The organism is Curtobacterium sp. L6-1, from assembly GCF_018885305.1.
GTDB classification, from domain to species: Bacteria; Actinomycetota; Actinomycetes; order Actinomycetales; family Microbacteriaceae; genus Curtobacterium; species Curtobacterium aetherium.
The window spans coordinates 1701461-1713944 of record NZ_CP076544.1 but is presented as its reverse complement, the minus strand read 5'-3'; the positions used below and the strand labels follow the sequence as shown (position 1 = coordinate 1713944).

The 12484-nt window shown below is 71.9% G+C and carries 13 protein-coding genes; 11 read left to right on the top strand and 2 right to left on the bottom strand.

What is annotated here, in order from left to right:
- Positions 1-6 precede the first annotated feature (6 nt).
- Positions 7-609: a histidine phosphatase family protein gene (locus KM842_RS07795; protein ID WP_216262213.1), complete on the top strand. Its 603-nt coding sequence runs from the start codon at positions 7-9 to the stop codon at positions 607-609.
- A gap of 42 nt (positions 610-651) precedes the next feature.
- On the opposite strand, the gene KM842_RS07790 is transcribed toward KM842_RS07795, so the two are convergent.
- Positions 652-1143, bottom strand: coding sequence for a GNAT family N-acetyltransferase (locus KM842_RS07790; protein WP_216257334.1), 492 nt, complete (start codon positions 1141-1143; stop codon positions 652-654).
- Between the two features lie 22 nt (positions 1144-1165).
- Here KM842_RS07790 and KM842_RS07785 point away from each other — a divergent pair, with 22 nt between their 5' ends.
- On the top strand, positions 1166-1921 hold the full coding sequence (locus tag KM842_RS07785; RefSeq protein WP_216257333.1) for a 4-hydroxy-tetrahydrodipicolinate reductase: 756 nt from the start codon (positions 1166-1168) through the stop codon (positions 1919-1921).
- A 1-nt stretch (position 1922) separates the two neighbouring features.
- Complete coding sequence (locus tag KM842_RS07780) at positions 1923-2369, top strand: tetratricopeptide repeat protein (protein ID WP_420364117.1); 447 nt, start codon at positions 1923-1925, stop codon at positions 2367-2369.
- Between the two features lie 145 nt (positions 2370-2514).
- Here KM842_RS07780 and KM842_RS07775 read toward each other — a convergent pair whose 3' ends face one another.
- Entirely contained in the window at positions 2515-3417 is a 903-nt protein-coding gene (locus KM842_RS07775) for a TIGR01777 family oxidoreductase (protein WP_216257332.1), read from the bottom strand.
- A gap of 142 nt (positions 3418-3559) precedes the next feature.
- On the opposite strand from KM842_RS07775, the gene KM842_RS07770 reads away from it, so the two are divergent.
- The 8 genes from KM842_RS07770 (at position 3560) to KM842_RS07735 (ending at position 12424) form a co-directional block, all read left to right on the top strand.
- Positions 3560-4363, top strand: a complete 804-nt coding sequence (locus tag KM842_RS07770) for a thymidylate synthase (RefSeq protein WP_216257331.1) — start codon at positions 3560-3562, stop codon at positions 4361-4363.
- Entirely contained in the window at positions 4363-4866 is a 504-nt protein-coding gene (locus tag KM842_RS07765) for a dihydrofolate reductase (RefSeq protein WP_216257330.1), read from the top strand. Before KM842_RS07770 ends, KM842_RS07765 begins: the two co-directional genes overlap by 1 nt.
- A 127-nt stretch (positions 4867-4993) precedes the next feature.
- Complete coding sequence (dapA, locus tag KM842_RS07760) at positions 4994-5971, top strand: 4-hydroxy-tetrahydrodipicolinate synthase (protein WP_216257329.1); 978 nt, start codon at positions 4994-4996, stop codon at positions 5969-5971.
- A 48-nt stretch (positions 5972-6019) separates the two neighbouring features.
- Complete coding sequence (locus KM842_RS07755; RefSeq protein WP_216257328.1) at positions 6020-7696, top strand: ribonuclease J; 1677 nt, start codon at positions 6020-6022, stop codon at positions 7694-7696.
- A 170-nt stretch (positions 7697-7866) separates the two neighbouring features.
- Positions 7867-10830 carry an FtsK/SpoIIIE family DNA translocase gene (locus tag KM842_RS07750; protein WP_216257327.1) on the top strand — a complete coding sequence of 988 codons (2964 nt, stop codon included), beginning with the start codon at positions 7867-7869 and terminating at the stop codon, positions 10828-10830.
- 4 nt (positions 10831-10834) lie between these two features.
- Positions 10835-11467 carry a CDP-diacylglycerol--glycerol-3-phosphate 3-phosphatidyltransferase gene (gene pgsA / locus KM842_RS07745; RefSeq protein WP_216257326.1) on the top strand — a complete coding sequence of 211 codons (633 nt, stop codon included), beginning with the start codon at positions 10835-10837 and terminating at the stop codon, positions 11465-11467.
- On the top strand, positions 11464-11961 hold the full coding sequence (locus KM842_RS07740) for a CinA family protein (RefSeq protein ID WP_216257325.1): 498 nt from the start codon (positions 11464-11466) through the stop codon (positions 11959-11961). The genes pgsA and KM842_RS07740 overlap by 4 nt, the downstream gene beginning before the upstream one ends.
- Positions 11962-12115: 154 nt before the next feature.
- Complete coding sequence (locus tag KM842_RS07735; protein WP_110823882.1) at positions 12116-12424, top strand: helix-turn-helix domain-containing protein; 309 nt, start codon at positions 12116-12118, stop codon at positions 12422-12424.
- The last annotated feature ends 60 nt before the right edge of the window (positions 12425-12484 follow it).

Below are 12484 nucleotides of genomic sequence, written 5' to 3'. Positions count from 1 at the left end.
TCCACGATGTCGCACTACCTGTACCTCGTCCGCCACGGCGAACACCAGGACGCCGAGCACGGCCTCCGCGACGGCAAGCTGTCCGAGCGCGGCAAGCGCCAGGCGATGCTCATCGCGGACCGTCTGGGCGGCGTCCCGTTCGACGGCGTGTGGCACTCGCCGCTCGACGCCCCGAGCGAGACCGCGTCCTTCCTGCAGCAGCGACTGCCCGCGATCCAGCCGGAGCCCTCGACGCTGCTCTTCGACTGCATCCCGTCCGGTCCGACCCCGGACATGCCGCACGCCTACAAGGGCTGGTACGGCGGGGTCACCGAGGAGGAGATCGCTGCCGGACAAGCACAGATGGAGGACGCCGTCGCGGAGTGGTGCACCCCTGCGATGGAGGACCGCCACGACCTCCTCATCACGCACAACGCCGTCATCGGCTGGTTCGTGCGCGAGGTCTTCCAGGCACCCGAGTGGCGCTGGATGGGCACGAACGTCGCGCACGGCTCGCTCACCATCATCCGGATCCGCTCCGCGAAGCCGGCCGAACTCGTCACCCTCAACGACCTGGCGCACCTGCCCGTCGAGCTGCGCACCGGCCTGCCGGTCCCGCAGCCGCTCTGACGAGCGCTCCGCGCGCGGCCTGCCGGGAGGCCCGTGGCGACGTCAGCGCACCGGCCGGCGGTACCAGGCGGTCGCGTTCGGGTTCTCGTTGAAGGCCGGCACCCGCACGTAGCCACGGCTCCGGTACATCGCGCCCGCGGCGACGAGCGAGTCGTTCGTGTCGAGGACCACGCTGGTCGCCCCGAGCTCCACAGCGGCCCGCTCGAGGACGTCCATCACCGCGGTCGCCACCCCGCGCCCGCGGCCCTCGGGCGCGACGAACACGTGCTTCACCTCGAAGCGGGCGTCGTCGCCGTCGTCCGCGATGCGTCGCAGGCCACCGCAGCCGACGGGGGTGCCCGCGACGTCGGCCACCACGAACGTGCCGTTCGGCGGCACGAACTCGGCCGCCGGCGTGCGCTTGCGGGAGTAGCTGCCCTGCGCGACCGGGAACGTCGCGGCACGCTCGTCAAGGTACCGGTCGAGCAGCGCGTCGACCTCGGGGCGGTCGGCGGGGACGACGCGGACGGTGACCAGGCTGCGATCGTCGGACATGCCCCGATCCTAGGATGGGGGCATGGTCACCACCGTCGCCGTCGTCGGCGCCTCCGGTCGGCTCGGAGCCCTCGTGGCCTCCGTCGTCGAGGAACTGCCCGACTTCGAGCTCGTCGCCCGACTGTCGTCCCGAGACCGCGCGCACGACGCCCCGGGCACGGTGTTCGGCGGCGCGCAGGTGGTCGTCGACGTCACCGTCCCGGCCCTGAGCCCCGCCGTCGTCGAGAACGCCCTCGGCACCGGGGCGAACGTCCTGGTCGGCACGTCCGGCTGGTCGGGGGAGCGCCTCGGTCGACTCCGGACCTCGCTCGTGGACCGTCCCGAGCAGGGTGCGTTCGTGGTGCCGAACTTCTCGATCGGGTCGGTCGTCGGCACGCACCTCGCCACCGTCGCGGCGCCGTGGTTCCCCTCGGTCGAGATCGTCGAGAGCCACCACGCGGGCAAGATCGACTCCCCGTCGGGCACCGCGGTCCGGACGGCCGAGCTCATCGCCGAGGCGCGCCGGGACGTCGGCCCCGTGGACGCCCCGCACGTCGACCAGCGCGCCCGCGGGCAGCAGGTCGCGAGCGTGCCGATCCACTCGCTCCGGCTGCCCGGCGTGAAGGCCGTGCAGGACGTCGTGCTGAGCGGCCCCGGCGAGACGCTGACGATCCGCCACGACACCGGTGACGACTCGGCCTACCTGCCCGGCATCCGGGCCGCGCTGCAGGCCGTCGGCTCGATGCGCGGGCTCACGGTGGGCCTGGGCACCCTGCTCGGCATCGGACAGGCCGGCTGACGTGCGCGGACTGCGGTCCCCGCTCTGGGGCGTCCTGCTCATGACCGTCCTGCTGGCCGTGTACATCGTGCTGGTGGGGCAGCGGGCGGTGGCGTTCCTCGCGACCGGACTCGCGGTCGGCATCGGCATCGGGGTCGCGCTGCTCGTCGTCGCGGCCGTCGGCGCGGTGCTGCTCGTGCTCGAGTTCCGGTTCGGGCTGCGCATCACCCGGCTCGGCGCCCGTCTGGAGCGCGAGGGCGGTGCGCCGGACGACGTCGTCCCGGTGCGTCCCTCGGGGCGACCGGACCGGAGCGCCGCCGACGAGCTCTTCCCGCGCTACCGGGCGGCGGTCGAGGCGGCGCCGGGGGACTGGCGCGCCTGGTACCGGCTCGGTGTGGTCTACGACGCCGCGGGGGACCGGAAGCGGGCCCGAGCCGCCATGCGGACGGCGCTCACGCACGCCCGCTGAGCGCACCGGCGCCCAGCGGGCGCACCTGCCCGTCGGCCTGCGCGCCCGCCCGCACGTCGACCTGCCGGCCCGCCCGCCCGTCGGCCTGGCCGCCCGCCGACGGGCGCAGGACGACCGTCGGGGGCGGGACGCGCCTCCCGTCGGATCAGAACGCGGCGTCGACGGCGTCCTCGGCGCGCGTGTACCGGAACGTGTAGCCCGACCCGAGCAGCTTCGTCGGGACCAGGCGCTGGTTCGACAGGAGCATCTGGTCCGCCGCCTCGCGGAGCAGCGTGCGGAGCGCGAACGCCGGCACCCGGAACAGGTACGGCCGGTGCAGGTCGTGGGCCACGCGCTTCGTGATGCGCTCGGCGACGGCGGGCTCCGGGCCGGCCAGGTTGACGGGTCCCTCGACGTCGTCGGCGGTGGCGAGGTGCACGATCGCGCCGACCTCGTCCTCGAGGGCGATCCACGGCCACCACTGACCGCCCGTCCCGAGTCGGCTGCCGACGCCGGCCTTGGTGAGCGGGACGAGGGGCGCGAGCGCGCCGCCGCCCTGCCCGACCACGATCCCGGTGCGCAGCAGCACGACGCGGACGCCCTCGGGTGCCCGGCGGGCCGCCGCCTCCCACGCGGTGCAGACCTCGGCGAGGAAGCCGGTGCCCGGTGCGGCGTCGTCCTCGAGCACGTCGACCGGCCGGTCGCCGTACACGCCGGACGCGGACCCGGACAGGAACACGCGCGGCGGGGTGGCCGCAGCGCGCATCGCGTCGACGAGCGTGGTGGTCGCGTCGACACGGGAGGACAGGATCTCGCGGCGGTACGCGTCCGTCCAGGGCAGCTTGCCGAGGTTCGCGCCGGCGAGGTTCACGACGACGTCGGCACCGTCGAGCACGGCCGGGTCGAGGGGACGTTCCCCGGGCGCCCAGCGGAACTCGGTCGGCGTCCTCGGTTCGCGACGGACGAGCGTGGTCACGTGGTGCCCCGCCTCGCGCAGAGCGCGGACCAGGGGCGTGCCGATGAAACCGGAAGCGCCGGCCACCAGGACCGAGAGCGGCTGTTGCGTCATGCCGCCACCGTACTCAGCAGGCTGACGGGAGGCCCGGTGCGGCTGCCGACGTCGCGGTGCCCGTCCGGCCGGTCCCGGGTGCCGGTGCGGCCGGTCCTGGGTGCCGGTCCGGCCGGCTCGTGCGTCGCTTAGGCTCGTCGTCGTGACCGAGATCCCCACGCCGTACGAAGACCTGCTGCGCCGAGTGCTCGAGGAGGGCTCGCCGAAGGGCGACCGGACCGGGACGGGGACCCGCAGCCTGTTCGGCGCCCAGCTGCGCTACGACCTCGCGCAGGGGTTCCCGCTCGTCACCACGAAGCGCGTGCACATGAAGTCGATCGCGTACGAGCTGCTCTGGTTCCTCCGCGGCGACGGCAACGCGACCTGGCTGCAGGAGCACGGCGTCAGGATCTGGAACGAGTGGGCGGCCGAGGACGGCGACCTCGGCCCGGTCTACGGCGTGCAGTGGCGCTCCTGGCCGACCCCGTCCGGCGAGCACGTCGACCAGATCGCCCAGGTGATCGAGCAGATCCGGACGAACCCGGACTCGCGGCGGCTCGTCGTCTCGGCCTGGAATGTGGCGGACATCCCGAGCATGGCGCTCGCCCCCTGCCACGCGTTCTTCCAGTTCTACGTCAACGACGGCAAGCTCTCGTGCCAGCTGTACCAGCGGAGCGCGGACATGTTCCTCGGTGTGCCGTTCAACATCGCCTCGTACGCGCTGCTGACGCACATGGTGGCGGCGCAGACCGGACTCGAGGTCGGCGACTTCATCTGGACCGGCGGTGACTGCCACGTCTACGACAACCACGTCGAGCAGGTGCAGGAGCAGCTGTCCCGGCAGCCGTTCCCCCTGCCGACGCTTGAGCTCGCCCCGCGCGACTCGATCGACGACTACGAGTACGAGGACATCACCGTCGTCGGGTACGAGCACCACCCGGCGATCTCGGGCAAGGTCGCCGTCTGATGACCCCGGACGGCGGCGAGGTCGGCGTCGGCATGGTCTGGGCGCGCTCGACCTCCGGCGTGATCGGGGCCGACGGCGGCATCCCCTGGCACGTGCCCGAGGACCTCGCGCACTTCCGTGCCGTCACCGGGAGCGCCACCGTCGTGATGGGCCGCCGCACCTGGGAGTCGCTGCCGGAGCGCTTCCGCCCGCTGCCCGGGCGTCGGAACGTCGTCCTCACCCGTGCCGCGGACTGGTCTGCCGAGGGCGCGGAGGTCGTGCACGACCTCGCGGCCGCCCTCGACACCGACGGGCCGGTCTGGGTCATCGGCGGGGGAGCGGTCTACCGGGACGCGCTCGCCGCCGCCAACCGGGTGTCCGAGACGATCGTCGACCTCGAGGTGGACGGGGACACCCACGCCCCCGCGCTCGACGACGCGTGGGAGCTCGTCGACGACGGACCCTGGCAGGAGTCCCGCACCGGCGCGCGGTACCGCTTCCTGGAGTGGCGCCGCCGCCGCTGACCAGGCCGATCACCGGCCCACCGGAGGCAGCGTGCGGGACCGGCACCGTGCCTCCGGACGCGCACCCGCGAGCGCACCGTCCGGGCGGACGGACGCCGAGCCTGCCCGGGCCGGTACGCTGGACCCCGTGTCCACGCGTGAGAATCCCTTCGGCCAGGTCCTCGTCGCGCTCGTGACCCCGTTCACCGCCGACGGCGAGGTGGACTGGCCGGGCGTCGAGCAGCACATCGACGACTGCATCACGGCCGGGGCCGACGGCATCGTCGTGACCGGCACCACCGGTGAGACGAGCACCCTCACCGACCCGGAGAAGCTCCGCCTGGTCGAGGTCGGCAAGTCCGTCGCCGCGGGCCGCGCGAAGATCATCACCGGCGGCGGCTCGAACGAGACCGCGCACGCCATGCAGCTGTACAAGCAGAGCGAGCGCGCCGGGGCCGACGGCGTCATGATCGTCACCCCGTACTACAACAAGCCGACCCAGGCCGGCGTCCTCACCCACTTCCGGATGATCGCCGACGCCACCGACCTGCCGGTCATCCTGTACGACATCCCCGGCCGCACGGGCATCCCGATCACGTACGAGACGATCGTGCGCGCCTCGAAGCACCCGAACATCCTCGCGGTGAAGGACGCCAAGGGCGACTTCGCCGAGGTGTCCCGCGTGCTCAACAACACCGACCTGATGTACTTCTCCGGCGACGACACGAACGTGCTCCCGCACCTGTCGATCGGTGCGACGGGGCTGATCGGCGTGACCGCGAACATCACCAGCGCGCCGTACCGCACCATCATCGACGCCGTGAACCGCGGCGACCTGACGACCGCGACCGCCGAGCACAAGCGCCTCGAGCCCCTCGTCCGCGCGATCATGACCCACGTCCCCGGCACCGTCGCCGCGAAGTACGTGCTGCACGGGCTCGGCCGCATCGGCAGCCCGCGCGTCCGGTTGCCCCTCGTCGGACCCGAGGACTCCGAGGCGTACGCGATCGAGACCTCGCTCGAGGCCGTCCGGGACGTCCCGGGCGCCGACTTCTCCAACTTCCGCCCCGACCGCAACGCCGCGGCCGGTGGCGCACTACCGAAGGTGCCAGGCACCACCCGCTAGACGAACACCGCGGCGTACGACGTGCGTCGCCCGAATCCGTAGGACCGAATGCCCACACAGATCTCCACACCGCAGCCGCTCGAACCCGGAACCCTCCGAGTCATCCCCGTCGGGGGACTCGGCGAGATCGGTCGCAACATGACCGTCTACGAGTTCGAGGGCAAGCTCCTCGTCGTCGACGCCGGCGTGCTCTTCCCCGAGGAGCACCAGCCCGGGGTCGACCTGATCCTGCCGGACTTCACACCGATCCGGGACCGCCTCGACGACGTCCTCGGGGTCGTGCTCACGCACGGTCACGAGGACCACATCGGCGCCGTCCCGTACCTGCTCAAGCTCCGCGGTGACATCCCGCTGATCGGCTCCACGCTGACCCTCGCGCTCGTCGAGGCGAAGCTCAAGGAACACCGGATCAAGCCCTACACGCTGAACGTGCAGGAGGACCAGACCGAGCAGATCGGTCCGTTCCACCTCGAGTTCGTCGCGGTGAACCACTCGATCCCGGACGCCCTCGCCGTCGCGATCACGACCCCGGCCGGCCGCGTGCTGCACACGGGCGACTTCAAGATGGACCAGCTGCCGCTCGACGACCGGATCACGGACCTCCGTGCGTTCGCCCGTCTCGGCGAGCAGGGCGTCGACCTGTTCCTGCCGGACTCCACGAACGCCGACGTCCCGGGCTTCACCGCCCCGGAGCGTGACATCGGCCCCGTGCTCGAGAACATCATCACGCGCGCCCGCAAGAAGGTCGTCGTCGCGAGCTTCTCGTCGCACGTGCACCGTGTCCAGCAGGTCCTCGACGCCGCCGCCGCCGCGAACCGCAAGGTCGCGTTCATGGGCCGCTCGATGATCCGCAACATGACGATCGCCGCCGAGCTCGGGTACCTGCGGGTGCCGGAGAACGTGCTCATCGACACGAAGAAGGCGAAGAACGTCCCCGACGACCAGATCGTCTACATGTCGACGGGGTCCCAGGGCGAGCCGATGGCCGTGCTCGCGCGCATGGCGAACCTCGAGCACCAGATCGAGATCGGCGAGGGCGACACCGTCATCCTCGCCTCGTCGCTCATCCCGGGCAACGAGAACGCCGTCTACCGGGTGATCGACGGGCTGACGAAGCTCGGCGCCAAGGTCGTGCACAAGGGCAACGCCAAGGTGCACGTCTCCGGGCACGCCTCGGCCGGCGAACTGCTCTACTGCTACAACATCCTGCGGCCGCGCAACGTCATGCCCGTGCACGGCGAGCACCGCCACCTGTTCGCGAACGCCGACCTGGCGATCCAGACGGGTGTGCCGCCGCGCAACGTCATCCTGGGCGAGGACGGCACGGTCGTCGACCTCAAGGACGGCCAGGTCACGGTCGCCGGACAGCTCGACATCGCGTACGTCTACGTCGACGGCTCCACGGTCGGCGAGATCACCGACGCCGACCTCAAGGACCGCCGGGTGCTGTCCGAGGAGGGCTTCATCACGGTGTTCTGCGCGGTGGACTTCACCACCGGCCAGTGCGTCATCGGTCCGGAGATCCAGTCGCGCGGTTTCGCCGAGGACGACTCCGTCTTCGACGAGGTCCGACCGCAGATCGCGAAGGCCCTCGCCGACGCCGCGGGCAACGGCACGCGGGACGCGCACGCGTTCAGCCAGGTCGTCCGCCGCACGGTCGGCCGCTGGGTCAACACGAAGCACCGTCGCCGTCCGATGATCGTCCCGGTGGTCATCGAGGCGTAGCGCCACGGTCGACCGGCACCCCGGTCGCACGGCCAGGAGGCCCGGAGCACGTCCGTCAGGGACGCGCACCGGGCCTCTTGTCGCGTCCGGCACCGGTCGGCGGGCGCGACGCGGTCCGTCGGGCGGCGGGGCTCCCTCACGGTGTCCCGGGTTGGCGTTAGGGTCTCCCCATGGCCGGAGGCACCAAGTCGACCACGCGCTCGCGCGCGTCCTCGTCGTCGACCCGTGGAGGCGGGTCGCGCGGTTCGTCGCGCACCCAGGCCACGACGAAGAAGCTGCCACAGGCGGCACCCACGCCCGTGTTCCGCGAGCAGAACCCGCTCGTGACCGCGTGGACGGGCATGGCGCACGGCGTCGGTGCGGGCTTCCGCCTGCTCGGCAAGGAGTCGCTCGAGAAGGACCAGCGGCGTGACGGGTTCCCGTTCCTGCTGTTCGTCCTGGCGGTCGCTGGCGGGGTCGTGGAGTGGCTGAACCCGACCAACCCGGTCTCGATCGCCCTCGACGCGTACACGTTCGGCGGGCTCTTCGGACGGCTGGCGTTCGCGCTCCCGGTGATCATGGTCGTCTTCGCCGGGTGGCTGTTCCGCCACCCGGCCTCGGTGCACGACAACACCCGGATCGGCATCGGGCTCGGGCTGCTGCTCGTCTCGATCGCGTCGCTCTGCCACGTCTTCGGCGGGCAGCCGAGCGCCGCGGACGGCATGCCTGCGCTGGCGGCCGCCGGTGGGGTGCTCGGCTGGGTCGTCATCGGCTGGCTCGTCGCCGTCGCCACCGCGTGGGTCGCCGTCCCGGTCGCGGTCGTGCTGCTGGCGCTCTCGCTCTTCATCATCACGAAGACGCCGCCGAACAAGCTCGGACGCCGGCTGCACGAGCTCTACGCGTACCTGTTCGGCGCCCCCGGGCCCGTCGACGAGGCCCCGACCGACGACACCGCTCCGGCCCCGGCGACGAAGCCGACCCGCAAGCGCGGAGCGAAGGGCCAGTCGCAGGACTTCCCGCTGTTCGAGGACCTCGGGTTCGACGAGGACGGCGCTCCCGCCGAGGGCGCGGACGAGCACCTGCCGTGGTGGCGCCGGAACAAGTCCGGCCGCGAGGAGGACCCCGCATACGACAGCCCCGTCCTCCCGGAGAGCCAGACCGGGGCCGCGCCCGCCGCTACGCCCGCTGCCCCGGCCGCTCGCGGTGCCGCCGCCGGGCTGCGCGACCTGACGCCGGCCGAGCCGGTCTCGGTCAACCTCAACGACTCGACCGAGCAGGACGTCGCCGACGACCTCGACCGGGCCGAGCAGGCGCTGCGTGACTTCGGGTCGCCGGCGCCCGCGGCGCCCACCGAGGCGTTCCGTCCGGACCGCGACGTCGCCGCGGCGGTCGCCACGGGCCTCCCGGCCGCACCCGCGCCGGCCACCGTGCCCGTCGTGTCGGCGGAGTCCGACCTGGGTGACGTCGGCGTGGACGACGAGCCCGAGGGCCTGCCGCCGGTCGCGACCGAGGAGGACCCGGCCCACCCGTACCGGCTGCCCGCGGCGACCACGCTGAGCCCCGGTACGCCCTCGGTGGCACGGAGCCAGGCCAACGACGAGATCGTCGCCGCGATCACGGGTGTCCTCACCGAGTTCAAGGTCGACGCCAAGGTCACCGGCTTCTCGCGCGGCCCGACGGTCACCCGGTACGAGATCGAGCTCGGCCCGGGCGTCAAGGTCGAACGCGTCACCGCACTGTCGAAGAACCTGTCCTACGCGGTGGCGTCGAACGAGGTCCGGATCCTCTCGCCGATCCCGGGCAAGAGCGCCATCGGCGTCGAGATCCCGAACACCGACCGCGAGATCGTGTCCCTCGGCGACGTACTGCGCTCGAGCGCGGCGACCAAGTCGAAGCACCCAATGACGATCGGCGTCGGCAAGGACGTCGAAGGCGGGTTCGTCGTCGCGAACCTGGCGAAGATGCCGCACCTGCTCGTGGCCGGGTCCACCGGTTCGGGCAAGTCGGTGTTCATCAACTCGATGATCACGTCGCTGCTCATGCGCGCGAAGCCGTCCGAGGTCCGCATGGTCCTCGTCGACCCGAAGCGCGTCGAGCTGTCCATCTACGCCGGGGTCCCGCACCTCATCACACCCATCATCACGAACCCGAAGAAGGCGGCCGAGGCGCTGCAGTGGGTCGTGAAGGAGATGGACATGCGGTACGACGACCTGGCGTCCTTCGGGTTCCGCCACGTCGACGACTTCAACAAGGCCGTGCAGAACGAGGAGATCGTGCTGCCGGCGGGCAGTGAGCGGAAGCTCAAGCCCTACCCGTACCTGCTCGTCGTCGTCGACGAGCTGGCGGACCTCATGCTCGTCGCCCCCCGCGACGTCGAGGAGTCCATCGTCCGCATCACCCAGCTCGCCCGTGCCGCCGGCATCCACCTCGTGCTCGCGACGCAGCGGCCGTCCGTCGACGTCATCACCGGGCTCATCAAGGCCAACGTGCCGTCGCGGATCGCGTTCGCCGTGACGAGCGTCACCGACTCGCGGGTCATCCTCGACCAGCCGGGTGCCGACAAGCTCATCGGTCAGGGCGACGGACTGTTCCTGCCGATGGGGTCCTCGAAGGCGGTCCGCGTGCAGGGCGCCTGGGTGCAGGAGAGCGAGGTCGCCGAGGTCGTCCAGCACGTCACCCGGCAGGCGCAGCCCGAGTACCGCCAGGACGTCGCCGCGGTCGTCGAGCGCAAGGAGATCGACGCCGACATCGGCGACGACCTCGAGCTGCTCCTCGCGGCGGTCGAGCAGGTCGTGTCGACGCAGTTCGGCTCGACGTCGATGCTGCAGCGCAAGCTCCGCGTCGGCTTCGCCAAGGCCGGCCGGCTCATGGACCTCATGGAGTCCCGCGACATCGTCGGGCCGTCCGAGGGGTCGAAGGCCCGCGATGTGCTCGTGACCGGCGACCAGCTGCCCGCGGTGCTCGCGAAGCTGCGGGGCGAGGAACCGCCCGCCCCGGCTGCCCCGGCCGCAGCGGCACCCGCCGTGGCCGGTCCGCCGGCCGAGGGCTCCGACGACCGGTACGGGGACGACCCGGTCGCCGGCATGACGCGTGGGTACGATGAGGTGGAAGGCGACACCGACGAGGACGCCTGGGGCCTGACGGGCAGGGAGTGAGACGATGACCGCCTCCGACGGCACGACCAACCGGTTCCCCTGGCGCGGCCGGCTCCTCCGCAAGGGGCCCGGCCCGGCGTCGACCGCGAACGTTGCCAACATCATCACCGTGGTGCGCATCCTCATGGCGCCGCTGTTCTTCGCCCTGCTGCTGGCCGACGCCGGCGCGGACGGCCCCGTGCGCATCTGGGCCGCCGTGCTCTTCGTCGTGGCGATCGTCACCGACAGCGCCGACGGCATGATCGCCCGGCGCCAGGACCTGGTGACGGACTTCGGCAAGCTCGTCGACCCGATCGCCGACAAGGTCCTGATCGGCGGCGCGCTCGTCGCCCTCTCGATCCTGAACGAGCTGCCCTGGTACGTGACGGTGCTCATCATGCTCCGCGAGATCGGCATCACGGTGTTCCGGTTCGCGGTGCTGTCCGACCGGGTGATCCCGGCCAGCCGCGGCGGCAAGATCAAGACCGTGCTGCAGGCCGTCGCGCTCACCCTCGCGCTCTTCCCGTGGTGGCACCTCGTCGGAGACCTCGCGCACTGGGTGAACGGCATCTTCATGACCGCAGCGGTCGTCGCCACCGTCGCGAGCGGGATCGACTACCTCGTGCAGGCGTGGAAGCACAACCGGACCACGGCGTGACCGACGCGGGACCCGCTGCCGCCCTGGTCGCGGCGCTGGCCGAGCGCGGGGAGACCGTCGCGGTCGCCGAGTCGCTGACCGGTGGGCTCGTCGTCGCGGAGCTCGTCGGGGTCCCCGGCGCCAGCGCGGTCGTGCGCGGCGGCGTGGTCGCCTACGCCACCCCGGTGAAGGCGACGGTGCTCGGCGTCGACGCCGACCTGCTCGCCGCCCACGGTGCCGTCGACCCCGAGGTCGCCCGGCAGATGGCCGCCGGTGTCCGGATCGCGCTGGCCGTCGACGGGGTACACGCGACGTGGGGGATCAGCACCACGGGCGTCGCCGGGCCGGACCCACAGGACGGCAAGGCCGTCGGGACCGTGTTCGTCGGGATCGCCGACGCGGCGGGCGCGGAGGCCGTGGAACTGCACCTGGACGGCGACCGCGCGGCAATCCGTTCGGCGGTCGTCTCCGAACTCCTGACACGACTGCGATCCAGGCTCCAGAGCACGGAATAGGCGGCGTGACCGTCAGGTTACATCTCACGCAATCTCCAGCAGGACGGCAGCCGTACTGGCTAGCATCATGCAACCGGCAACGTCAGCGTTGTCGGACCCGAGCTCGGTCATCCGGATCGAGCGGGCGCGGAGATGACAGGAAGGAGGAGTTCTCATGGTTCTCGTTCGTCAGGAAATCGGCGATGTGCTGCGGGACTTCCGCTTGCAGAAGGGCCGGACCCTCCGTCAGGTCGCGTCCAAGGCCAGCGTGGCCCTCGGGTACCTCAGCGAGGTCGAGCGTGGTCAGAAAGAGGCCAGCTCGGAGATCCTCGCCTCGGTGGCGGATGCACTCGACACCCCCATCTCGACGATCATGCGCGAAGTGGGCGACCGCCTCGCAGTGGTCGAGGGTCTGACCCGCGTCCCGGACACGCTCCCGGACGAGCTCGTCGCCGAGTTCGACAACGACCTCGCGGTGCGCTGAGCGCACACCGCACGAACGCCCCCGCCGGTCCGCCGGCGGGGGCGTTCGCCGTTGTTAGGG

Excerpts from the sequence above, each read along its gene's own strand:
- KM842_RS07795 (WP_216262213.1), top strand. The coding sequence starts at position 7 with ATGTCGCACTACCTGTACCTCGTCCGCCACGGCGAACACCAGGACGCC.
- KM842_RS07790 (WP_216257334.1), bottom strand. The coding sequence starts at position 1,143 with ATGTCCGACGATCGCAGCCTGGTCACCGTCCGCGTCGTCCCCGCCGAC.
- KM842_RS07785 (WP_216257333.1), top strand. The coding sequence starts at position 1,166 with ATGGTCACCACCGTCGCCGTCGTCGGCGCCTCCGGTCGGCTCGGAGCC.
- KM842_RS07775 (WP_216257332.1), bottom strand. The coding sequence starts at position 3,417 with ATGACGCAACAGCCGCTCTCGGTCCTGGTGGCCGGCGCTTCCGGTTTC.
- KM842_RS07765 (WP_216257330.1), top strand. The coding sequence starts at position 4,363 with ATGACCCCGGACGGCGGCGAGGTCGGCGTCGGCATGGTCTGGGCGCGC.
- KM842_RS07755 (WP_216257328.1), top strand. The coding sequence starts at position 6,020 with ATGCCCACACAGATCTCCACACCGCAGCCGCTCGAACCCGGAACCCTC.
- KM842_RS07750 (WP_216257327.1), top strand. The coding sequence starts at position 7,867 with ATGGCCGGAGGCACCAAGTCGACCACGCGCTCGCGCGCGTCCTCGTCG.
- pgsA (WP_216257326.1), top strand. The coding sequence starts at position 10,835 with ATGACCGCCTCCGACGGCACGACCAACCGGTTCCCCTGGCGCGGCCGG.
- KM842_RS07735 (WP_110823882.1), top strand. The coding sequence starts at position 12,116 with ATGGTTCTCGTTCGTCAGGAAATCGGCGATGTGCTGCGGGACTTCCGC.